This window comes from Thalassorhabdus alkalitolerans, from assembly GCF_042656525.1.
Lineage (GTDB): Bacteria > Bacillota > Bacilli > Bacillales > Marinococcaceae > Thalassorhabdus > Thalassorhabdus alkalitolerans.
Genome location: NZ_JBHSOZ010000002.1, coordinates 412,707 through 435,643, shown reverse-complemented (window position 1 = coordinate 435,643; position 22,937 = coordinate 412,707). Strand labels below are relative to the sequence as shown.

Annotated in this window: 16 protein-coding genes; 13 read left to right on the top strand and 3 right to left on the bottom strand. The window is 44.2% G+C overall.

Translation table 11 applies throughout. The features are described 5' to 3' along the window. Positions 1-20 precede the first annotated feature (20 nt). The gene (locus ACFPU1_RS02005; protein ID WP_385937964.1) at positions 21-1,106 is read left to right on the top strand and encodes a GerAB/ArcD/ProY family transporter; all 1,086 of its coding nucleotides are present in this window, start codon (positions 21-23) and stop codon (positions 1,104-1,106) included. Continuing rightward, complete coding sequence (locus tag ACFPU1_RS02000) at positions 1,103-2,236, top strand: Ger(x)C family spore germination protein (protein ID WP_385937961.1); 1,134 nt, start codon at positions 1,103-1,105, stop codon at positions 2,234-2,236. Before ACFPU1_RS02005 ends, ACFPU1_RS02000 begins: the two co-directional genes overlap by 4 nt. A 322-nt stretch (positions 2,237-2,558) precedes the next feature. Here ACFPU1_RS02000 and ACFPU1_RS01995 read toward each other — a convergent pair whose 3' ends face one another. Together ACFPU1_RS01995 and ACFPU1_RS01990 are read right to left on the bottom strand one after the other, a co-directional pair. Continuing rightward, positions 2,559-3,800 (bottom strand): zinc-dependent alcohol dehydrogenase, encoded by a 1,242-nt coding sequence (locus ACFPU1_RS01995; protein ID WP_385937958.1) that lies wholly within the window; start codon positions 3,798-3,800, stop codon positions 2,559-2,561. Between the two features lie 35 nt (positions 3,801-3,835). Continuing rightward, positions 3,836-4,927 carry a class II aldolase/adducin family protein gene (locus ACFPU1_RS01990; RefSeq protein ID WP_385937955.1) on the bottom strand — a complete coding sequence of 364 codons (1,092 nt, stop codon included), beginning with the start codon at positions 4,925-4,927 and terminating at the stop codon, positions 3,836-3,838. 341 nt (positions 4,928-5,268) lie between these two features. Here ACFPU1_RS01990 and ACFPU1_RS01985 point away from each other — a divergent pair, with 341 nt between their 5' ends. Further along, complete coding sequence (locus tag ACFPU1_RS01985) at positions 5,269-5,892, top strand: lysophospholipid acyltransferase family protein (protein ID WP_385937952.1); 624 nt, start codon at positions 5,269-5,271, stop codon at positions 5,890-5,892. Between the two features lie 53 nt (positions 5,893-5,945). Further along, positions 5,946-6,830: a diacylglycerol/lipid kinase family protein gene (locus tag ACFPU1_RS01980; protein ID WP_385937949.1), complete on the top strand. Its 885-nt coding sequence runs from the start codon at positions 5,946-5,948 to the stop codon at positions 6,828-6,830. 72 nt (positions 6,831-6,902) lie between these two features. Here ACFPU1_RS01980 and cls read toward each other — a convergent pair whose 3' ends face one another. Next, a complete protein-coding gene (cls, locus tag ACFPU1_RS01975; RefSeq protein ID WP_385937947.1) occupies positions 6,903-8,093 on the bottom strand; it encodes a cardiolipin synthase in 1,191 nt (396 codons plus the stop codon). A gap of 343 nt (positions 8,094-8,436) precedes the next feature. Between cls and ACFPU1_RS01970 the strand changes: the two genes are divergently transcribed. The 9 genes from ACFPU1_RS01970 (at position 8,437) to ACFPU1_RS01930 (ending at position 22,866) form a co-directional block, all read left to right on the top strand. Then, the gene (locus ACFPU1_RS01970; RefSeq protein WP_385937944.1) at positions 8,437-10,572 is read left to right on the top strand and encodes a heterodisulfide reductase-related iron-sulfur binding cluster; all 2,136 of its coding nucleotides are present in this window, start codon (positions 8,437-8,439) and stop codon (positions 10,570-10,572) included. Between the two features lie 323 nt (positions 10,573-10,895). After that, positions 10,896-12,074: an acetyl-CoA C-acetyltransferase gene (locus ACFPU1_RS01965; RefSeq protein ID WP_385937941.1), complete on the top strand. Its 1,179-nt coding sequence runs from the start codon at positions 10,896-10,898 to the stop codon at positions 12,072-12,074. Positions 12,075-12,163: 89 nt separating this feature from the next. Next, positions 12,164-13,015: a 3-hydroxybutyryl-CoA dehydrogenase gene (locus ACFPU1_RS01960; RefSeq protein ID WP_385937938.1), complete on the top strand. Its 852-nt coding sequence runs from the start codon at positions 12,164-12,166 to the stop codon at positions 13,013-13,015. 33 nt (positions 13,016-13,048) lie between these two features. Next, complete coding sequence (locus tag ACFPU1_RS01955) at positions 13,049-14,191, top strand: acyl-CoA dehydrogenase (RefSeq protein ID WP_385937935.1); 1,143 nt, start codon at positions 13,049-13,051, stop codon at positions 14,189-14,191. A 98-nt stretch (positions 14,192-14,289) separates the two neighbouring features. Further along, entirely contained in the window at positions 14,290-15,432 is a 1,143-nt protein-coding gene (locus ACFPU1_RS01950; protein ID WP_385937932.1) for an acyl-CoA dehydrogenase, read from the top strand. Positions 15,433-15,558: 126 nt separating this feature from the next. After that, positions 15,559-16,191, top strand: a complete 633-nt coding sequence (locus ACFPU1_RS01945) for a TetR/AcrR family transcriptional regulator (protein ID WP_054637051.1) — start codon at positions 15,559-15,561, stop codon at positions 16,189-16,191. A 28-nt stretch (positions 16,192-16,219) separates the two neighbouring features. Beyond that, positions 16,220-19,477, top strand: a complete 3,258-nt coding sequence (gene icmF / locus ACFPU1_RS01940) for a fused isobutyryl-CoA mutase/GTPase IcmF (RefSeq protein ID WP_385937928.1) — start codon at positions 16,220-16,222, stop codon at positions 19,475-19,477. Positions 19,478-20,298: 821 nt separating this feature from the next. Continuing rightward, a complete protein-coding gene (gene rpoE, locus ACFPU1_RS01935) occupies positions 20,299-20,790 on the top strand; it encodes a DNA-directed RNA polymerase subunit delta (RefSeq protein ID WP_385937925.1) in 492 nt (163 codons plus the stop codon). Between the two features lie 471 nt (positions 20,791-21,261). Then, complete coding sequence (locus ACFPU1_RS01930) at positions 21,262-22,866, top strand: CTP synthase (RefSeq protein ID WP_385937922.1); 1,605 nt, start codon at positions 21,262-21,264, stop codon at positions 22,864-22,866. Positions 22,867-22,937 lie beyond the last annotated feature (71 nt).

Genomic DNA, 22,937 nt, shown 5'->3' with positions numbered 1-22,937 from the left:
CAGCAAACGAGGTATAAGCTATGCTAAGAGAAAAACTGCAAGTTTTTCATGTGATCCTCCTAACGTACATGCTTCAAACAGGAGTTGTCCTCTTTAGTTTACCCCGCCTTGTGGAAGAAAATCTTGGTCCCAATGGTTGGATTGGACTCCTTGCTGTCTTTCTGATTGCCATAGCCAATGCCTGGCTGATCGCCCTTGTTTTTCAACGTGGGAAAGGAAAGTCTGTATTTGAGATTCTAGAGTCAGTTTCTAAGTGGCTCGCTTATCCCATCTATGTCTACCTGATTCTTGTGTGGGCTTTTTTAGGGTGTCTCGTAGATGCTCAGTTTGTGTTTATTTTTCAAATGATCAGTTTTCCTACGACATCACCCTGGGTATTTAAAGTGACCATATTGATGTTAGTTGTTTTATATGTCCATACAAAGGCTTACAGTATGGTAAAAGCAGCATCCATGTTATTTTTCTTGTCAATTTGGACATTGGTAGTGCTAGTGTTCCCCATGCAGGAATTTGATTGGGGAAGAACTGAGCCACTACTTTTTCATTCAAATATTGCAAATGTGGAAGGAGTGCTGGAGGTATATCCTGCGTTTTTAGGTTTTGAGCTGATTCTTTTGCTGTTTCCCCTGATGTACAAGAAATTCAGGCTGTTTCAAGCCCTCGTGCTGGGGAATCTCTTTTCTCTTTTTGTTTACATGGCTACCACCATTGTTTCATTAGGCTTCTTTGGCTCCCAGTATATAGGTGAGATTATGTTTCCAGTGTTAGACTTGATTGGATATGTACGTCTTCCCTTCGTGGAAAGAGCGGAGGCTCTTATCTTTTCCTTTTTTATTGGAAAAGTTGTGGTGACGGTCGGGTTTTATTATTGGGCAGCAAAGGAAGCTCTCGAAAGAATCTACAAGCCCAGGCGTCCAACCTGGCTTGTCGTTTTTCTCATTATCGGTACTTACATTCCGGTAAGAATGCTTGACACTTTTCATCAAATCCAAGAGCACCTTGCACTCGTGGCCTTGCATGCTACCGTCATTTCGTTTGGCCTTCCTATATTACTATTGATTATCTTGTCCTTTAAAAAGCCGGGAAGGAGTGTTCAAAAAGGATGAGGAACCGTATTTTTTTTCTGATTTTTCTCCTTCTTATGGTGGCTTCCGGATGCGAGGACGAACGAATTTTGGAAGAGCTGGGGGTGATCCATACAATTGGCTATGATATAAACGACGGTGAAGAGGAAGAGAAACTTCGGGTAACTATGAAATTGCCAAAAGCAGGGGAGCTTGAAGGAGCCGAAAGTGAAACCTTAACGATGGAAGCAGCCAGCAGCAGGGATGCTCGTCATCAGCTTTCCAGACAGACAAGCCGCGAGCTGGTAGGAGGACAGATGAGAGTCGCTCTATTTGGCCTGAATATGGCGGAAGAAGGAGTATGGGAGACACTCGACACTCTGGTTAGAGACCCCACCATCAGTAAAAGAGTAAAAGTAATCGTGACCCAGGGAACTGCTCATGAATTAATCGTGACTGATTTCCCTGAACATGAACGAACGGACTATTATCTTGACGGGATCATTGAAAAAGAAACAAGGTCATTTACGATCCCTCCTGTTAACCTATATAGTTTTGCAAGAGACTTGATCAACGATGGTGTAGAACCTGTGGCTACGCTTGTCAAGGTAGGGGAAAACGAAATAATTATGGACGGAACCGCTCTTTTTAAAGGTGATCAATATGTTTCCAAAATCAATCCTAAAAAAAGCAATATTTTCTTTTTTTTACGTGACGGGGCGCGAATTGGGGAAATAAATGTGAACCTCAGTTCTGAGGGGGAAGAACAGGAAAATATTGTACTTACTGCTATTACCAGTGATAGAAACATTGAGGTGAATGTCAGCGATCCCGAACATATCAAGGTAAATTACAAAGCGGATGTAAAAGGATCCCTTCACGAATACCAGGGAGAGATGGATATATATTCACCAGAAGCGCAAAAAGAGCTGGAACAAACTCTTGCTGTATATATTGAAAACATGGTGGAAGAAATAGCCCAGGAGCTTCAGGAACTTAGAGTAGACAGTCTTGGGGTTGGAAAGCATGTTAAGAAAAAGCTTGGAACTTTCGAGTGGTCCGAAGAAAAGTGGAGAGACGAAATGTTTCCCGCTGTCGATATAACAGCCGACGTAGATGTAACCATTAAAGACACTGGACTCTTTAAAACAGGCCCAGGGAATTTAAAGTAGGCTTTCTACGGGAAACAGCACAGGATATAAAAAGTAATTAAAAAGAACTCCTGAGCGGCCAGGAGTTCTTTTTCTGTCTTTTTTAAAGGAAAGATAAAATAATACTAATTACCACAATAAGACCAATAATCATTAAGATTGTACGAAGCATGACATTCATCCTCTCTTAAAAAGGTTTAGTTCACTTTTCCCTTTTCAAGAGAGAGAATAAACAAGTAATTGACTTATTAGAGATTTTCTCACGTTCTAAGTCTAAATACCCATGAACAACAACATGACATAAAGGCTTTTTAATCACTGCAACTAATACTTTCTTATGGAACTAAGAAGGGAGCCGGAAAATAGAAGGTTCAAATACCACCTTCATTGTATTCTCTTTTTTCTTATTGGAGGCTGCTGCCAAAGCTTCTTTATAATGCTCAAGGGGGAAGTAATGAGTAACAAGAGGGGAAAGATCCACCTTGCCAGCTTCCATTACATCCACGGCAATCTGCAGTGTCCGTTTTCTTTCGCCATGAACCTCATCGGTTCCATAGGAAAAACAGCCTTTGATCTCCAGCTCATTCAGCCAGATCATCGTCATATCCAGGTTATCAACAAAGCTTGCCAGGCCAAGAAGAACAATTTTCCCTCCTCTTCGGGTGAAACGGATTGCGTCGTTAAGACTCTTTTTGCTGCCGACACATTCGTAAATGATATCGGCTCCTCCATGAACAATGGGCTCTCCTATGACAGGCTTGAGAACCTCGGCACCGAAAGAATCAGCAATATCTTTAACATAATCCCCTCTTAAGTAAAAAATCTCATCGGCTCCGTATTTTCTTGCTAACTCCTCTTGAAAAGGATATTTTACAAGTACCTTAACGTGACATTGAAAATCAAGGGCTTTCAGGGCAGCCACAAGACAAATGCCGATGACACCGGCGCCAATCACAAGTACAGAATCATTAGGCTTAGGCGGGTTTTGCAAAACGGTATGCAACGCACAGCTGAAGGGTTCAACTAACACACCATTTTTATCATCCACGTTATCAGGGAGCTTAATAATCTGACTCTGGTGAGCAACAAGATACTCTCCCCAGCTGCCGCCTGTATCCTTGCATGTACCAGTTAAAAGACCTGGAGAAATAATACCATCTTTCATATGGTGGCAAAGATTATAGTTTCCTTGCTGGCATTCATGACACATTGGCTCTATGCCTCTTGCTTCGCATGCGAGTATCGGATCAATCACGACCCGTTCTCCAATTGCTACATCCTTTACGTCCCTGCCGACTTTAGAAACTGTGCCTGTCATTTCATGGCCGATCGTAAATGGAAAGGATATGAATGGAGAGGTAGACGGACTGTCTTTTAAGGAAATCAAATTTAAATCACTGCCGCATATACCTCCGTACTTCACTTTCACTTCCACCCAATCTTCCTTTGGCAGGGAAGGAGCCTCCACTTCCCTGAGCTGCAAACAGGTAAAGGGCGAGTTGACATAAAAGGAAGGGTTGATTTTTCCTGCCGCTTTACTAAAGGCATACTTTGGTAAATTTAAATCAAACTGTACAGCTTTCATGGCACCACCTGTGTAAGTTAATTTTCCTTGATTCCTTATTGCATAGGAACCTGAGGAATGATCTTCCCTTCAATACGTTCAAAAATATCTTCAAGACTTGTCCCGGTGATCGTTAACCCATGGTTTTTCAATCCCACAACTGTGCGAGAGGGATCTTCTGACTTGCTTACAATATCAGCCACTGCCTCTGCAAGCTCCACTGTTCCGCATGGGTAGTTAAATTCGGTGGCTTCAATGCCATCCATCCAGGCATGGACGTGGACAATCGCTCCAACCTCAGGGTGTTCTTTATAAATCATCCAGTGCTCAATCGCATCAACTGAGGCCCTTTTTGGTGTAATTTGCGGCGGGATGCTTACCTTCATGGTATTTTTCTCATCATCATAACCGGTAATATAAAGAAAGTCTTTTCCCACGTCGTTCATATTTCCTTTATCAATACCGCTTGCGCTCATCCAAAAATGGTTATTATCTTTACGGGCGCTTAAGTTTCCATAGCTGAGTCCGCCGATGCCATAAAGCTTTTTAAGATGGCGAATGTCCCTGTCAGATAACACCTCTTCCAAAGGAAACGGAGCAGGAAGCAGGTCCATGCTGTCAAGCTTGGCACCAGATTCTTTTAAAGACCGGGTGACATGATCACCCTGCCACAATTCCTCGGGCAGGTCTTCAACGAAGTCGTTATCAATGACAAGCTGGGAGGAAGCAAGAGGCTCCAATCTTGTAAATACTCTCTCAATCACATTATTTTCCTTTTCCTCGGTAGAAAAAGTGAGGCTGTAGCTTCCCTGTTCAGGTGTTAAGAAATGGACTTCTGTTTCCTTATCACCATGAGCAATATACATTAAGTGATTAGCTAAGCTTCTGACAAGGTAAGGATAGGCTTCCTTGTGAATATCCTCAGGAGAGCTGTTTGTTTCTGCAATGGAAACAACAAATGTCCCCTGCGCTTTTCGCCGAAAAGGACGAGGAGATTCACGGTCAATCACATTGAAGACCAGGTTAGTGTTGTCTTCAGGTGCTGTAAGATAAGAGTACCCTTCTTTGGAAAAGACGTCTTTCATTCCATTCAAAAGCCACTCTGTAGTCGGGTGTGTTGGCTGCCCATTAAATGCAAAGGTTTTCATTAATGATCCCTCCGTGTCTAGTAGCTGGGTGTATAATAGATGGTGGCGAGTGTATAATGATACTGATTAGGCAGATCATTGTTTCTTTTCCATGTTATAGAAACATTATCTTCAAATCAAAAATGGTTTGTCAAGCAAAGCAAGGGTCTCTGGAGAGAGGAAAGAAGCATTCTGTGCAACAGAATTCTTAGAGAAAGCTGTCAATATTTCAGATGGTCAGGTTACGGTATAACGAAACACGTATCATCATTATTTTTAACCTTGATCATTTTTAAACGTCTGTTGTAGAGACAGAGACTAATTTACTATATAATCGAACTAGCAAGTGGGGGGGGACAAAGTTGTTTTATACAGTACTTAAATTTATAGCGAAAGTTATTATACCTCTGCGGTTCAGCATAACAATAACAGGGAGGGAAAATGTACCGGAAGATGGTCCGGTGATCCTGTCCTCTAACCATATCAATTTTTTTGACCCTGTCTTTTTAGGAATACTCGTTAAACGCGATATACATTTTCTGGCGAAAATAGAACTGTTCAGCAGCCGTTTGACGAGGTCTCTTATGCTGAAGCTCCATACCATTCCTGTAAACAGGCAAAGTGGAAATGCTATTCGTCCTGTAAGAAGAGCTTTAAAGCTTTTGGAAGAAGGTCAGGTTGTCGGTATTTTTCCCGAAGGAACGAGAATTCCAACCGGCAAACGGGTAGAACCTGCCAAAGGTGTAGGTTTTTTTGGAGTGAAAACAGGAGTGCCAATCGTACCAGTGGGGATTTCCATTTATAAAAAAAAGAATTCCCTGCGAAAGAAGGTAACGATTCACATCGGGAGTCCGATTGAGGTTTCTACACTTGAGACGGACGATTACAGGGAAGTTGCAAGGCTTGTCATGGACCAGTCAAGAGAGCTTGCATGGCATCACCCGGAGACAGCCCTTGAGAGAGGGCATGGAAGAATAGTGGAATAAATAAAAATGCACGTGATGGCGATTAGTGAACGGAACGTAAAGGAGAACGGAGCATGTTTGGGTTTATTGTGAATAGAGAGTCAGGAAATGGGTACGGAAAAAAGGTTTGGTCACAGGTAGAAAGCACTGTAGTAAAGAGAAATATTAAGTATGTGGTGCGTTTTACAGAAAGGCCCATGCACGCCAAAGAAATTGTAGCTGAACTCTTAGAAAAGGATGTAGAGACAATCATTGTTATCGGCGGAGACGGGACGATTCATGAAGTTGTAAATGGATTAGTATATAAAAATGTTTCTCTAGGTATTATCCCGGCAGGCTCCGGAAATGATTTCGCCCGGTGTCTCGGTGTTCCTTTAGCGTACGAGAAGGCTCTTGAACGTATCTTTGAAAACAGACCGCAGCAGGTTGACCTGTTAAACCTTGGAGAAAGATACTCCCTTACTGTCGCCGGTATAGGATTTGACGGGCAGGTTGCTAAGAACGTAAATGAGGCACTTTATAAAAAATATCTGAATTTCTTCCGACTGGGAAGCTTATCTTACGCGATAAGTGTGCTTGATACATTAAGAACATATAAGCCCACAAACATGCAAATTACCGTAGATGGAAAAAAGCTGGACTTTGCAGACGTCTGGCTGGCAGCGGCAGCAAATACGACGACATATGGGGGAGGGATCAAGATCAGTCCTCTTTCTTCCCACACGGACGGAAAGCTGGACATTTGCGTCGTGCATGGATTAAGAAGAGGAAAGCTTATACGCTTATTGCCTAAAGCTTTTAAGGGGAAACATATTTCAGCGAAAGAAGTCACCCTCTTAAAAGGAGAAGATATTTACATTAGCTCAGATCCTCCCGTTCTCGTCCAAAGTGACGGTGAACAAGTAAAGCAGACTCCTCTTCATATTACAGTCGAAAAAAGAGCTCTTACCCTGGTGTAAGAGCACCAAGGGGCGGCCTCAAAAGGTATACTTTTGAGGCCGCCCCTATTTCGTTCACAAAAGGAACACAACTTAAAGCAGCTCAGAAATCCAGGTAGAAACCCTTTCCTTACTCCGGTGAAACACGGAGCGTCTGCGGTAGCTCTCCCATGTTAACTGCTCAGATTTCTTCATATCACTGCTAAGTGTTTCCTTGACCACTGATATGATGTCAGGATGTAAAAGCAGACAGTTAATTTCATTATTTAGATGGAAGCTTCGCTTATCAAAATTGGCTGTACCTACGTCACAAAAATGGTCATCGATGACCATAGCTTTGGCGTGATAAAATCCTTTCGGGTAATGAAAAATATTAATACCAGCTTCCATCATATCTTTGAAATAGGGATAGGAGGCTTCCTTGACGAGAGGATGATCTGACTTTTTTGGCAGGAGAATGCTGACTTCCACCCCACGCCTGGCAGCAGTAATCAAGGCTTTTTGCAGCGGCTTTCCTGGTATAAAGTAAGGTGAGCCAATATAAATATAGGAATCAGCTTGATTAATGACTTGAATGAACTTCTTTTCAAGCCCAAGACCGTTGGTCGGCATGAACCGCAGAGGGTGGGGACCCTGTTGCAGCACAGGATAATAGCGATCTTTAGAAGCAGGGATTGTTTGCTGAGACTCTTTCCAGTCAGCAAAGAACTGAGTTTGTAAATCCTGCACGCCATCTCCTGAAATACGAAGCTGAAAATCCCGCCAGAAACCAAACTTCTTTTTTCTTCCTAAGTATTCATCTCCAACATTAAACCCGCCGAGATACCCTGTTTTTCCATCTATGATCGTGATCTTGCGGTGATTTCGTCTGTTAAAAGTAAAGAACAGGTAAGGGGGGGTAATTTTTCGTGTATAGGCAAATTGCACACCCGCGGCTTTCAGTTTTTTAACATCTTTTTTTGAAAGGTGAGAACCGAGGCGATCTGCCATTACTCTTACCTCAATTCCAGCCTTTGCTTTTTCTGTCAACAACTCAATAATCTTACTGCCTATGCTGTCACCTCTGAAAATATAAAAAAGAATATGAATATGATCAACAGATTCTTCAATATCTTTAACGTAAGAAGTAAAAAATTCTTTTCCATCATCCATGAACTGAACACGCCCTTGCCTTTTTGGAAAACGAAGGGTATCAATGGTATGTCGGTGATTACGCAGGCCAAGGAGAAAGTCCATACGAATCCATGTAAATAAAAGCAATAGGAGTAATAACACCCAAACCATAGAGACACCTCCTTTAGAAAATAAAGAAAAGCAAATGAATAAAAAGGAATTAGAGCAAGAAAGAGAGAATGACTTATATCAACTTCCATCCCTTATTCAGTACTACCGTTACTATGCCCATGAAAAGGAAAAGCAATGAAGGAAGTAATTGGTTAAAAAAATATATAAAATTTTCAGTGACTGAATGTTCATTCATTAACTTTTTTGTTATACTTAGACCATAAAACAGAATATTCGATCCACTGAATGACCAGGCGGGCAAGAAGAAAAGCTTTCAGGAAAGGCTTTTGACGCAGATTGTCAGGCAGGAGGAAAGACCCTCAGGGGAAAGGAGAGAGGAAGTATGGAAACGTTTCTTATTGTAAACTGGATCGCTTTTCTGCTGGTTGTAGGTTATGGACTTTTTCTATTTGCCAGGCTGGTGCTGACTCGTTATGAATATATCAAGATGGGTAAGAAGGCTGAGTTTGAACATACGGCAAAAGAGCGTTGGAACGCCATTGTTGAAAACGTTTTCGGACAGAAGAAACTGCTCAAGGACAAGAAAAGCGGCATCATTCATGTCATGTTCTTTTACGGCTTTTTGCTTGTTCAGTTTAGTGCCATTGATGTGATTTGGAAAGGGCTGAATCCGGGGTCCCACCTCCCGCTGGGTCCGGTGTACCCTGTTTTCACGTTGTTTCAGGAAGCCGTCGTTGTCATGATTCTGGTGGCGGTCGTCTGGGCCTTTCACCGCCGCTATATTGAAAAGCTTGTCCGCCTGAAACGAAATTGGAAAGCAGGACTGGTCCTGATTTTTATCGGCGGCCTGATGGTGTCAAAGCTGGTCGCCAAAGGAGCCGAAATGGTGTGGCTGGGGAAATCCCTGACCGGGTTTGAGCCGATCGCTTCGGTGATTGGAGCTGCCCTTTCCCCGTTATCGGCCACGGCGGCCGGAGCCATTTTCTACGTGGCCTGGTGGGTTCACCTGCTCATTTTGCTGACCTTCCTGGTGTATGTGCCTCAGTCCAAGCACGCCCACTTACTCGCAGGACCGGCAAACGTCTGGTTCGGGCGCACCAATAAGGTGGGGCAGCTGTCAAAGATTGATTTTGAAGACGAGTCCCAGGAAGAGTTCGGGGTCGGGCGCATTGAAAACTTTAACCAGAAACAGCTGCTTGACTTATACGCCTGTGTGGAGTGCGGGCGCTGCACGAATATGTGCCCGGCGACGGGCACCGGGAAGATCTTATCCCCGATGGATCTTCTTCTGAAAATGCGGGATCATCTCACCGAGAAAGGCGCGGCCGTCACCTCCAAGTCCCCGTGGCTTCCAGCCTACGCGTTCAGCCATACGAAAGGAAACCAGCTTGCCTCCCAGGGAGCCGAAGAAGCGGCTGCTTCCTTTGAACAGGTGAACCTGATTGGCGATGTCATTACGGAGGAAGAGCTTTGGGCCTGTACAACATGCCGAAACTGTGAGGACCAGTGCCCGGTGATGAATGAGCACGTCGATAAGATCATCGATATGCGTCGTTACCTTGTCTTAACCGAAGGTAAGATGGACTCAGAAGCCCAGCGTGCGATGACGAACATTGAGCGCCAGGGAAACCCGTGGGGGATTAACCGCAAGGAGCGTGAGAACTGGCGGGAAAGCCGGGACGATGTCGACGCGCCGACGATCAAAGAAATGAAAAAACGCGGGGAAGAGTTTGAGTACCTGTTCTTTGTGGGATCCATGGGCTCCTATGACAAGAGAAGTCAAAAAATAGCCCAGTCCTTTGCGAAACTGATGAATGAAGCGGGTGTGAAGTTTGCGATTCTAGGAAACAAGGAAAAGAACTCCGGTGACACGCCAAGACGGATTGGAAACGAGTTTCTGTTTCAGGAGCTTGCGACGGCAAACATTGACACGTTCCAGAAAAATGACGTAAAAAAGATCGTCACGATTGATCCTCACGCCTACAACACGTTTAAAAATGAATATCCTGACTTCGGACTGGAAGAAGATGTGGAAGTCTATCATCATACCGAGCTTCTCGCTGAGCTGGTCCGGGAAGGCAAGCTGAAGCCGACCCATGAAATCAAGGAAACGATCACGTACCACGATTCCTGTTACCTGGGCCGCTACAATGACGTGTATGATCCTCCAAGAGAAATTTTAAAAGCCATTCCAGGCCTTACGGTCGTGGAAATGGAACGAAACCGTGAGGACGGCATGTGCTGCGGAGCCGGCGGCGGCATGATGTGGATGGAAGAAGAAGCGGGGCAGCGGGTGAACGTCGCCCGGACAGAGCAGGCGATGGAAGTGAGCCCGTCCATGATTGGGAGCGGGTGCCCGTACTGCCTGACGATGCTGAGTGACGGGACCAAGGCCAAGGAAGTGGAAGATGATATTTCCACACTGGATATTGCTGAAATTCTTGAACAATCTGTGGTTGGACCAACGAAACCAGCTGGTGATGAGGAAGAAGAACCTCAGCCGGCAGCGGAAAGATAGGTATAAAAGGGAGCAGAGTAGATGCTCCCTTTTTTCTGAAAAATAAATGAGCATACGGGGGAAGACCCGTTATCTTTGAAAACTATCTATAAATATTTTGCTATTTAATAAAAAAGGTTGATTTTTCTAAATTTTTTGTATAATTTAATAGTAAGAAGAAAGCGCTTTCAGATTAGATCCTTGAACAGCAAATTGAGGACTGCAGAAGAAACAAGAACCATCTAAAGGGTACGAGGTGGTTTTTTGCTAATGGGTGACCGTCTTTTTTTGCAGCCGAAAATAATGAGCGAGCGTTCGATAGGAAAAGGAAAGGGTGATTTCTGATGAGAAGAACAGTAATTGTAGAAGGTGCAAGAACACCATTTGGAAAGTTCGGCGGGGCGTTGCAGGCATTAACAGCGTCAGAGCTTGGAGGGTATGCCATTAAAGAAGCGGTAGAACGTTCAGGTGTGAATAAAGAGGACATTCAAGAAGTAATCATGGGAAACGTCCTGCAAGGAGGGCAGGGTCAGCTTCCTTCCAGACAGGCATCTCGCCATGCCGGTCTATCTTGGGAAGTAGAAACAGAAACCATTAACAAAGTTTGTGCTTCAGGGATGAGAAGTGTGACAGCTGCTGATCAAATCATCAGATCAGGGGACGGTACAATGATTATCGCCGGGGGAATGGAGTCGATGAGCAATGCTCCGTACATAGTGCCCAAAGCTCGCTGGGGAGCAAGAATGGGTGATACTCCCATGAAAGATCTCATGGTTCATGATGGTCTCACATGTTCTTTCCAGGGAGTTCACATGGGGGTATATGGAAACACAGTAGCGGAACAGCATGAAATTTCCCGGGAAATGCAAGATGAATGGGCGCTGAGAAGCCATGAAAGAGCTGTCAGTGCAACCGACAATGGAAGGCTGAGAAAGGAAATTGTCGGCGTGACCATTCCCCAGCGCAAAGGAGAAGATTTGGTTGTAGAAGAAGATGAAGCTCCTAGAAGAAACGCTGGCATCGAACAAATGAGAAAGCTTTCTTCTATTTTTTCCAAGGATGGAACGATCACTGCCGGGAATGCGCCTGGAGTAAATGACGGAGCTTGCGCAATGGTGCTGATGGAAGAGCTGAAGGCAGAAGAGGCCGGCTTAAATAAGCTTGCAACGATAGTTGGTCATACAGCGCTCGCTTTGGAAGCAGAGAATTTTCCTAAGACCCCTGGTCTTGTTATTCAAAAGCTTCTTAAGAAAACAGGAAAAAGACTGGATGACATCAAGCTGTTTGAAATTAACGAGGCTTTCTCAGCAGTGGCCTTAACCAGTAACAAAATTGCAGGGCTGTCTCCAGAAAAAGTGAACGTAAATGGCGGTGCCGTAGCATTAGGCCATCCAATTGGAGCAAGTGGAGCCAGAATTATTTTAACTCTTGCCTATGAATTGAGAGAAAGAGGAGGAGGTCTTGGCATCGCAGCTATTTGCAGCGGAGGCGGACAGGGAGACGCTGTTTTAATAGAGGTATAAAAGGCAAATCACTATTGCTTTTATCTTATAAGAAGAAATAGAAAACAATCATCTGACAAGACCAGGAGGCAAGGAGGAAGTGTGTATATATGAAAATACAAAACATTATGGTCGTCGGTGCAGGCCAAATGGGATCCGGCATCGCACAGGTACATGCCGAAGCTGGATATCACGTTTATTTAAACGATATTGATGCAGCGAGAGTAGAAAAAGGATTAGCGGTCATCCGAAAAAATCTATCAAGACAAGTAGAGAAAGAAAGAATGACCGAGGAGCAAAAAGAAGCTGCACTTGCTCATATCCACCTCTCAACCGAGTTAGACGATGCCCAAAAGGTGGATCTGGTTATTGAGGCAGCGATTGAGAATATGGACACAAAAAAGGAGATATTTGCTGCGTTGGACCGGTTAGCGCCGGAGCATGCCATTTTGGCTACGAATACATCTTCTCTTCCGATTACTGAGATTGCAGCTGCCACCAACAGGCCTGAACAGGTAATCGGTATGCATTTCATGAATCCGGTTCCAGTCATGAAGCTTGTCGAGATCATCAGGGGACTGGCCACGACTGATGAGGTATTTGAAAACGTAAAGAACACGGCCGAGGCTCTAAAGAAGGTTCCGGTAGAGGTAAACGACTTTCCCGGGTTTGTGTCCAATCGCATCCTGCTGCCTATGATTAACGAGGCCATCTACACCGTCTATGAAGGTGTAGCGGAGCCAGAAGCCATAGATGAAGTGATGAAGCTTGGCATGAACCATCCGATGGGACCTTTAACTCTTGCTGACTTTATCGGGCTCGATACATGTCTGTATATTATGGAAACGCTTCATGAAGGACTGGGAGATGACAAATATAGACCATGTCCTCTTCTTAGAAAGTATGTGAAGGCTGGGTGGCTTGGAAAGAAATCAGGAAGAGGTTTCTACCAATACCATTAATTCTCTGAAATGAAAAGCCAAAGGAGGACGGTCATGGAGCTGACATTTACGAGTGAGCAGCAAATGATGAGAAAAATGGTCAGAGAATTTGCAGCGGACCGTGTTCAGGGAGAAGTAAAAAGGATGGAAGAGGAAAAACGTTTTCCGGCAGAACTGATAAAAGAGATGGCTGAGCTGGGTCTTATGGGTATTCCAGTTCCTGAGAGGTACGGCGGGGCCTCCATGGATTTTACCTCTTATGTGATCGCAATTCATGAATTGTCAAAGGTCAGTCCGGCCGTTGGGGTCATTTTGTCGGTTCATACCTCCGTTGGAACTAATCCTATTCTTTACTTTGGGACGGAAGAACAAAAGCAAAAGTATGTGCCAAAGCTTGCTTCAGGAGAGTATCTCGGGGCGTTTGCACTTACGGAGCCTGGTTCAGGAAGCGACGCAGCCAGTTTGAAAACCTCGGCTGTGCAAAAGGGAGATTATTATTCTCTAAACGGAAGCAAAGTGTTTATCACAAACGGAGGGGCAGCTGACACTTATATCGTATTTGCATCCACCAGCCCGGAAAAAGGGAAAGACGGCATTACTGCCTTTGTTGTAGAGAAAAACACACCAGGACTGAAGGTAGGAAAACATGAAGAAAAGATGGGCCTTAATGGTTCAAATACAACAGAGTTAATTTTTGAAGAGTGCCAAGTGCCTTTGGAAAACCGCCTCGGTAAAGAAGGAGAAGGCTTTAGTATTGCCATGGCTAATCTTAATAATGGGCGTGTCGGAATTGCCGCCCAGTCTCTTGGGATCGCCGAAGGAGCCTTTGAAGGAGCGAAAGCATACGCCAAAGAGCGCAAGCAGTTTGGAAAGCTAATAGGAACCCATCAGGGCCTTGCTTTTAAGCTGGCTGATATGGCGGTACAGGTAGAAGCAGCTAGACTTTTAACGTATCAGGCAGCCAGCCTGATTTCAAAAAACAAACCAAGCGGCAAGGAATCGTCTATGGCTAAGCTTTTTGCCTCCCGTGCTGCCATGAACGTTTCAATCGAAGGGGTTCAAGTATTTGGCGGCTATGGCTATACAAAGGAATATCCAGCGGAACGGTTTTTCCGGGATGCCAAGGTTTGTGAAATATATGAGGGAACGAGCGAAATCCAAAGAATTGTCATTAGCAAAGCATTGCTGAACCAGTAAAAAAAGAAACAGGGAATGTGCCTGTCATGACTTTCCACTCAGCTTTTGAAGCAGACAGGGCAGGTGCATTTCACAGGATAAATAAGGAGAGATAACAAATGAACTTTTTATTAACAGAAGAGCAGCAAATGATTAGAAAAATGGTAAGGGATTTTGCTGAAAAGGAAGTAGCTCCCACGGCTGCAGAGCGTGACGAAGAAGAACGTTTTGATATGAAGATCTTTGAGAAAATGGCTGAGCTGGGCCTGACAGGCATCCCTTGGCCCGAAGAATACGGAGGGATTGGAGCAGATTATGTCAGCTATGTCATCGCAGTGGAGGAATTATCAAGAGTATGTGCATCCACAGGGGTAACGTTGTCTGCCCATTTGTCTCTGGCAAGCTGGCCTGTATACAAATACGGAACAGAAGAACAAAAACAAAAATACTTACGGGCCATGGCGGAAGGAACAAAAATGGGAGCTTACGGACTGACGGAGCCCGGTTCAGGGTCAGATGCAGCAGCAATGAAGACGACTGCTGAGGAAGACGGGGACGATTATATTTTAAATGGTTCTAAAATCTTTATTACTAACGGCGGTATTGCTGACATCTATATCGTTTTTGCTATTACAAGTCCTGAGAAAAAGCACAAAGGCATTAGTGCATTTATTGTAGAAAAAGATTTTCCTGGTTTTTCAGTAGGCAAAAAAGAAAAGAAACTGGGGATTCGCTCATCTCCTACCACGGAAATTATTTTTGAAAACTGCCGGGTCCCAAAAGAAAACATGCTCGGAAAAGAAGGGGAAGGCTTTAAAGTAGCAATGAGCACACTCGATGGAGGGCGCAACGGCATTGCAGCCCAGGCCGTCGGTATCGCTCAAGGAGCCCTTGATGCTGCGGCAGACTATGCAAAAGAAAGAAAACAATTCGGCCAGGCTATCGGAAAAATGCAGGGGATTTCTTTTAAGCTGGCAGATATGGCTACAAAAATAGAGGCTTCTAGACTTCTTACCTATCAGGCTGCCTGGAGGGAAAGTGAGGGAGTTTCCTATGGCAAAGAATCTGCGATGTCAAAGCTTTTTGCAGGTGATACAGCCATGGAAGTAACAACAGAGGCAGTTCAAGTATTTGGGGGCTACGGATACACAAAGGAATATCCGGTTGAAAGGTACATGCGTGACGCCAAGATCACACAAATTTATGAAGGAACCAATGAAGTGCAGCGCCTTGTTATTTCAAAAATGCTTTTATCTGAGTAAAAAAAGGAGCCGGCACGGTAAACCGTTTCGGGGAGTGCAGGAGCCAATTGGGTGTGAAAGATATGAGGGAGAGCAGCTTTTCATGAGCTGCACCCCTTTCTTATAAATCAAGGGGAGGTCGTGCTGGTGAAAAAAAAGAAAGTGCCATCGATGGTGAAGGATCAACAGCTCATTAAACATCGACGTGAGCAAATGATACAAGGAGCTATCACGCTTTTTAAGGAAAAAGGTTATCATCGGACCACGACCAGGGAAATTGCCAAGGAATCAGGTTTCAGCATTGGAACACTGTACGAGTATATTGGATCAAAGGAAGACGTTTTGTATTTGGTGTGCGATTCAGTGTATGAAGAAGTAAGGACCCGTCTTGACTCCTTGATTGATACAGAATCCGTTGGTCTTGACCGACTTAAGTTAATCATAACCTCTCTGTTTAATGTAATGGATGAAATGCAGGATGAAGTGCTGGTGATGTACCAGGAAGTCAAATCTCTCCCTAAGGAGGCGCTTCCCTACGTCCTGAAAAAAGAAGTGGCCATGACGGCCATTATAGAACAGGCGATAAAAGACTGCAGGGAACCCGGAGTCCTGACCATTTCAGATAAGGAAGCCACCTTAATGGCTCATAATATAATGGTAAAAGGACAAATGTGGACCTTTAGGCGCTGGGCGCTAAAGCATTCCTTTACTCTTAAGGAATACACCGATATCCAAATCAAGATGCTGCTCGGTGGAGTGGTGTCAGAACAAATGTCTTAATATTTTGAAAAGAAAAGAGGGCATGCAGATGGCACAAGAGGATTTATACCGACCGAAGAATCACGTTCGTTTTGTGACAGCTTCTAGTCTGTTTGATGGACATGATGCCTCGATTAACATCATGAGGAGGCTTTTGCAGGCAGGAGGGGCAGAAGTTGTACATCTCGGTCATAATCGTTCAGTAGAGGAAGTTGTAAACGCAGCCATTCAAGAGGATGTACAAGGAATCGCTATCTCATCCTATCAGGGCGGTCATATTGAATATTTTAAGTATTGCTATGATCTGTTACAGGAAAAAGGAGCGGGCCATATTCGAATTTATGGTGGAGGCGGCGGAGTGATCACCCCTCCAGAGATTAAGGAGCTTCATGAATATGGCATTGCCCGTATTTTCTCTCCGGAGGATGGAAGAACGTTCGGGCTTCGTGGAATGATTAGTCAAATGCTTGAGGAATGCGATTTTCCTACCATCCAGGATACAACCATGCGGATGGAAGAGATCAAGGAGAAAAGGGATCAGGCGGTGGCTCGTTTTCTTTCTGTCGTAGAAACAGAAGGAGAAACAAAAAAGGCATGGGAAAAAGCTTTGCAGGAGCTTAAAGGACTTGCAGGAGCAAAGGATGCTCCGGTGCTTGGAATTACAGGAACAGGAGGTTCCGGGAAAAGCTCATTGACCGATGAGCTGGTCAGGCGTTTCATACGTGAATTCCCTGAGAAAACGGTGGCGATTTTGTCTATTGACCCCACTAAGCAGAAAACGGGAGGAGCTCTTCTTGGGGACCGTATACGGATGAACTCTATACACCATTCACGGGTGTATATGAGAAGCCTTGCCACACGGGGCTCAAAGACGGAGATGTCCAACAGCATTGTAGATGCTATTGAAGTGGCTAAGGCTGCAGGCTTTGATTTAATCATTATTGAGACAAGCGGGATCGGACAGGGGGATGCTGAAATCACAGAGGTTTCTGATGTGTCCATGTATGTTATGACAAGTGAATTCGGTTCCCCTTCTCAGCTCGAAAAGATTGACATGATCGATTTTGCCGATTTAATTGCGGTAAACAAGTTTGACCGAAAAGGGTCAGAGGATGCAAAGCGTGATGTAAGTAAACAATATCAGCGGAGTCATATGCTTTTTGAGCAGGATACAAAAGAAATGCCGGTCTACGGAACAATAGCCAGTCAATTTAATGACCCGGGCACTAATATTTTATTTGCTGCCTTAATTGACGCATTAAACAAAAAATGCGGTACAGAGTGGGAAACGGCTATTGATGTAACGAAGGAATCAAAAAAGAAAGACTTAATTATTCCTCCTGAGCGGATTACGTATTTAAGGGAGATTGTACAGACAGTCAGAAATTATAAAGCTTATGCTGAAAAGCAGTCTGAATTGGCCCGCAAGCTGTTCCAGATTTCCGGAACCATTGATTTGCTCAAGAAGCAGGAGGAAGCAAATGAAGAGATGATAAAAGAGCTGCAGAACATCTATGAGGATATCGAAGAAGACCTTGATAAAGATGTACGAAAGCTCTTACGAAACTGGGAAGACTTTAAAGATTCCTACAAACAAGATACCTTTACTACAAAAATCAGAGATAAAGAAATCGTAACCGAGCTTCAGACCGAATCATTGTCAGGTCTGAAAATTCCCAAAGTGGCTCTCCCAAAATACAAGGACTGGGGAGAAATTGTAAAGTGGAGCATGAAGGAAAATGTTCCAGGCAAGTTTCCTTTTACAGCCGGTGTTTTTCCATTTAAGAGAAAAGGGGAAGACCCTAAGAGACAGTTTGCTGGAGAAGGAACACCGGAACGGACAAACCGCCGCTTCCACTATTTATCAAAAGACGATGAGGCCAAGCGTCTAAGCACAGCCTTTGACTCTGTTACATTGTACGGAGAAGACCCGGACCACCGGCCCGATATATACGGAAAAGTGGGGGAAAGCGGCGTAAGCATATGTACATTGGAAGACATGAAAAAGCTCTATGACGGGTTTGACCTTTGTGCGCCGACTACCTCCGTGTCTATGACGATCAACGGGCCGGCACCAATTATTTTAGCTATGTTTATGAACACGGCTATTGACCAGCAGATCGAATTTTTTGCTGAAAAGCACGGACGGCGTCCGACCATCGAGGAAGCAGAAGAAATAAAACAGTGGGCCCTGTCTACCGTAAGAGGAACAGTGCAGGCTGACATTTTAAAGGAAGATCAAGGGCAGAACACATGTATTTTCTCCACAGAATTTGCACTTAGAATGATGGGGGACATCCAAAGCTACTTTATTACAAAGAAGGTTCGAAACTATTATTCCGTTTCGATCTCGGGCTACCATATTGCCGAAGCAGGGGCAAATCCTATCAGTCAGCTTTCTTTTACTCTGGCTAATGCTTTCACCTACGTGGAGTACTATTTAAGCCGGGGAATGGACATTGACGACTTTGCACCGAACCTTTCCTTCTTTTTCAGTAACGGCCTTGATCCGGAATATACAGTGATTGGCCGTGTTGCAAGAAGAATCTGGTCAACAGTAATGAAAAATAAATATGACGCCAATGAACGGAGCCAGAAGCTGAAATATCACGTGCAGACGTCTGGACGCTCATTGCATGCCCAGGAAATTGATTTCAATGATATACGTACCACACTTCAAGCGTTAATGGCTATCTATGATAACTGTAACTCCCTGCACACGAATGCTTATGATGAAGCAGTCACTACTCCTACAGAGAGTTCGGTAAGAAGGGCCATGGCTATTCAAATGATTATCAGTAAAGAGCTTGGGCTTGCAAAAAATGAAAACTCCCTTCAGGGTTCATTTATTATTGAGGAACTGACGGAGCTGGTAGAGGAAGCAGTGCTTCAGGAGCTGGAGCGGATCAACGATAGAGGCGGCGTACTTGGCGCGATGGAAACTCAGTATCAGCGCGGTAAAATCCAGGAAGAGTCCATGTATTATGAAATGAAAAAGCACACAGGGGAGCTTCCGATTATAGGGGTAAACACGTACCTGAACCCTGCAGATGAGGAAGATGAAGACTTCGATATGGAACTTGCCCGGGCAACGAAGGAGGAAAAGGAAAGCCAGATTCAAAACCTGCGGGCGTTTCAGGAAAGGAACAAAGAAGAAGGGGAAAAAGCGCTGAAAAGACTTCAAGAGACAGCGGTAAGCGGCGGGAACATCTTTGAAGAGCTGATGGAGACAGTGAAAGTGGCGAGCCTTGGGCAGATTACCCACGCCTTATATGAGGTAGGGGGGCAGTATCGACGTAATATGTAAGGAAGAAGAGACCGAAAAAAGAATGGAAAGAAGTCCCGGACTACTTACTGCAGTGGTTCGGGATTTCTTTATTTATTCCATATAAATGAAACACATCCACACCCTTTCACCTAAACACCCAGATCTGTTCGAGCTTCCTTTTTCTCGCATGCACGGTGTCTTCTCTGCTACGGGTACGGACCCAGCCCTTTTTGTTGTTTGTTTTTGTTAAAAGAGGCTCGCTTGCACCTAAAGGTACAAGTGCGACATCCATGAATGCATCACTTCATTCCATTCATGGTGTCTTCTATGCCTCGGGCATTGCCTCAGCTTCCTCGGGTAAACACCCTGCGGGATCTTCGGCTAATGCTATTCCCGAAGGCGTCTCGCCCTTTTATCTACAATCAAATTACTTATAAAATCAACATAGGCCATTAACAGGGATATTCTGAATTAAAAGAAGCTTGCCAAAAGAATGGGACTTACAAATCTAGAGAATAGATAGCTGACGGCCGTACCTTACTATAGAATGGTTAAAAGTGAAAGACTAGAAGAGTAGAGTGGTCAAAGGTTTAGGGAGGAGTTTTTCCAGCTCTTTCTTTTTTTCTTGAAATCTTTGTTCCTTGCTAGCATAAAGAGGGGAAATGTGTTTATAATGGAAAGTATGATTTTAACGGTTTACTCTCTTCTTCCCTTTTCATGCAAGGGAATTTCCAATCAGTGATCAGCCTCAAGAGGGGAAGGTCACTCAGAGAGAGTTCTAAATAGTTCTTCCTTTCAAACCATGAAAGAAAGAGCATGAGCCGCAAGGCTGAAAAAAATTGGAAAGGAAGTGTTGTTCCATGAGCATCCGCGATTATTCCCGTGAAGAAGTAGAAGAAATGGCAGCGGTGGAAGTGGCTCACATGTTACTGGAGCAAGAAAAGAAACCTTACCCTTATCTTCAGTTAATTGACACCATTGCAAAGGTTAAAGGATTAAATGAAGAAGAGAAGGCATTGCGCCGGACGAAAGTTTTTACTTCAATGAACCTGGATGGACGCTTTGTCCACCTTGGTGAAAACCACTGGGGACTCAAAGCATGGTATCCTGTTGATAAAACAGATGAAGACCTCAGCCACACAGTGACTGATTCCGGAAAAGGAAAAGCTCACGAAGACGGCTTTGATCATTTCGAGGATTATGATGAGGGTCTTGAAGACCTTGAAGATGAGCTGGACGAGCTTTCTCACAGTGAAAGCGGCGTAGATCTTGAAGAAGATGACGATCTTGGCGGACGTTTTGAGGATGAAGGCGAAGAGCCGTACCCTCACAAAGACGGAGATGAAGACTAAGTTTTTTTGTGGACTTTTTCTTATGAACACTCAGGTACAAAGACAGTTCAGCTAAGAAAAGTGACGCTTGCAAAATAAAGTTCATTGGTTCTATTTTTCCGCTCTTGACTTTTAAAAGGGCGCTCGGTAAAATCATTTTTGGGCTTTAAAAGGTTAGAAAATTACATTTTGCAAAAGATGAAATTTGATACTAAAACAAAAGTGCGCCCCTCCTATGGGTGAGGTGTCACTTTTGTTTTTTTTATTACCAATACAATGCCGGGGATATAAATTTTGCTTTTAAGTAAAAATGAAAACAGGGCCTTTTTAAAAAGGCAGCAGACTGGCAGGAAGTATCGTAACCCCCATGTACAAAGACAGAATTCAGTATATATATTTGCGGCCATAGAAAATGCAGGAATGGCCCAGGGCTTGCAGGAAAAGCCCTCTCACTGCTAACGGACTTATTTTGAAAAAGGAGTAGATGAAAGCATGTCAACTAAATATATTTTTGTAACCGGAGGCGTTGTTTCTTCTTTAGGAAAAGGAATTACAGCTGCATCTTTAGGCCGCTTATTAAAAAATAGAGGATTAAACGTTACCATACAAAAATTCGATCCCTACATCAATGTGGATCCAGGAACAATGAGTCCGTACCAGCATGGAGAAGTGTTTGTGACCGAAGATGGAGCCGAAACAGATCTGGACCTTGGTCACTATGAACGCTTTATCGACATTAATTTAAATAGAAACAGCAATGTGACCACAGGAAAAGTCTATTCATCTGTCATCCGCAAAGAACGCCGCGGCGACTACTTAGGAGGAACCGTACAGGTTATTCCACACATTACCAATGAATTAAAAGAACGAATTTATCGTGCGGGCCGGGAAACGAATTCGGATGTCGTAATCACTGAAATTGGCGGAACAGTAGGGGACATCGAAAGTCTTCCTTTCCTGGAAGCCATTCGCCAAATTAAAAGTGATGTAGGCGTGGAAAATGTAATGTACATCCACTGTACATTAATTCCTTATCTTGCAGCAGCTGGAGAGATGAAGTCCAAGCCGACCCAGCACAGTGTTAAGGAATTAAGAAGCCTTGGCATTCAGCCTAACGTTATTGTGGTGCGTACAGAAAAGCCGGTGCCACAAGACATGAAAGAAAAGATTGCTCTTTTCTGTGACATTAATAAAGAAGCAGTTATTGAAGCCCGTGATGCCGACACGCTGTATCAGGTTCCTCTTGACCTGCAGGAACAGAAGCTTGATCAGCTGACTTGTCAGTATTTAAACCTGGATTGTCAGGAAGCGGATATGACAGAGTGGAAGGCTCTCGTTAACAGAGTGCAGAACCTTTCTGAAAAAACAACGATTGCCCTGGTCGGAAAATATGTTTCACTGCCCGATGCTTATTTGTCTGTAGCTGAATCCTTGAAGCATGCAGGCTACAATTTCGATGCTGACATAGACATTCGCTGGGTTGATTCAGAAGCACTGACAGAGGAAAACGTGAAGGAGCATCTTCAGGATGCAGATGGAATCATTGTGCCAGGCGGGTTCGGAGACCGTGGAATTGAAGGGAAAATCTCAGCAATTAAATATGCTCGTGAACAGTCCGTTCCTTTTCTGGGCATCTGCTTAGGAATGCAGCTTGCATCTGTTGAATTTGCCCGCCATGTTGCCGGCCTTGAAGGAGCTCATTCCGCAGAAATTGATCCGGACACTGAACATCCAGTTATTGATCTTCTCCCAGAGCAGAAGGATGTAGAAGATATGGGAGGGACGCTTCGTCTTGGCCTGTATCCTTGTAAGTTCACTGAAGGTTCTCATGCAAAAGGAGCTTACGGGGAAGAAATTGTGTATGAACGCCACCGTCATCGCTATGAATTTAACAATTCTTATCGGGACACCCTTGAAAAAGCAGGGTTTGTATTCAGCGGGACCAGCCCCGATGGACGACTTGTGGAGATCGTAGAGATTAAGGATCATCCTTACTTTGTTGCTTCTCAATTTCACCCGGAGTTTGCCTCAAGGCCTACGCGCCCGCAGCCATTGTTCCGTGAATTTATTAAAGCTTCTCTTGAAAACAAGAAATAAAGAGAAAAGCCCGCTTTCCGTGCCTAGGAGCATGGAGCGGGCTTTTTGCTTAGCTTTTAAAGGGGATGGCC

What these genes read in the sequence shown, in the direction of transcription:
- ACFPU1_RS02005 (WP_385937964.1), top strand. Translation starts at nt 21, where the DNA reads ATGCTAAGAGAAAAACTGCAAGTTTTTCATGTGATCCTCCTAACGTAC.
- ACFPU1_RS02000 (WP_385937961.1), top strand. Translation starts at nt 1,103, where the DNA reads ATGAGGAACCGTATTTTTTTTCTGATTTTTCTCCTTCTTATGGTGGCT.
- ACFPU1_RS01995 (WP_385937958.1), bottom strand. Translation starts at nt 3,800, where the DNA reads ATGAAAGCTGTACAGTTTGATTTAAATTTACCAAAGTATGCCTTTAGT.
- ACFPU1_RS01990 (WP_385937955.1), bottom strand. Translation starts at nt 4,927, where the DNA reads ATGAAAACCTTTGCATTTAATGGGCAGCCAACACACCCGACTACAGAG.
- ACFPU1_RS01980 (WP_385937949.1), top strand. Translation starts at nt 5,946, where the DNA reads ATGTTTGGGTTTATTGTGAATAGAGAGTCAGGAAATGGGTACGGAAAA.
- cls (WP_385937947.1), bottom strand. Translation starts at nt 8,093, where the DNA reads ATGGTTTGGGTGTTATTACTCCTATTGCTTTTATTTACATGGATTCGT.
- ACFPU1_RS01970 (WP_385937944.1), top strand. Translation starts at nt 8,437, where the DNA reads ATGGAAACGTTTCTTATTGTAAACTGGATCGCTTTTCTGCTGGTTGTA.
- ACFPU1_RS01965 (WP_385937941.1), top strand. Translation starts at nt 10,896, where the DNA reads ATGAGAAGAACAGTAATTGTAGAAGGTGCAAGAACACCATTTGGAAAG.
- ACFPU1_RS01960 (WP_385937938.1), top strand. Translation starts at nt 12,164, where the DNA reads ATGAAAATACAAAACATTATGGTCGTCGGTGCAGGCCAAATGGGATCC.
- ACFPU1_RS01955 (WP_385937935.1), top strand. Translation starts at nt 13,049, where the DNA reads ATGGAGCTGACATTTACGAGTGAGCAGCAAATGATGAGAAAAATGGTC.
- ACFPU1_RS01950 (WP_385937932.1), top strand. Translation starts at nt 14,290, where the DNA reads ATGAACTTTTTATTAACAGAAGAGCAGCAAATGATTAGAAAAATGGTA.
- icmF (WP_385937928.1), top strand. Translation starts at nt 16,220, where the DNA reads ATGGCACAAGAGGATTTATACCGACCGAAGAATCACGTTCGTTTTGTG.
- rpoE (WP_385937925.1), top strand. Translation starts at nt 20,299, where the DNA reads ATGAGCATCCGCGATTATTCCCGTGAAGAAGTAGAAGAAATGGCAGCG.
- ACFPU1_RS01930 (WP_385937922.1), top strand. Translation starts at nt 21,262, where the DNA reads ATGTCAACTAAATATATTTTTGTAACCGGAGGCGTTGTTTCTTCTTTA.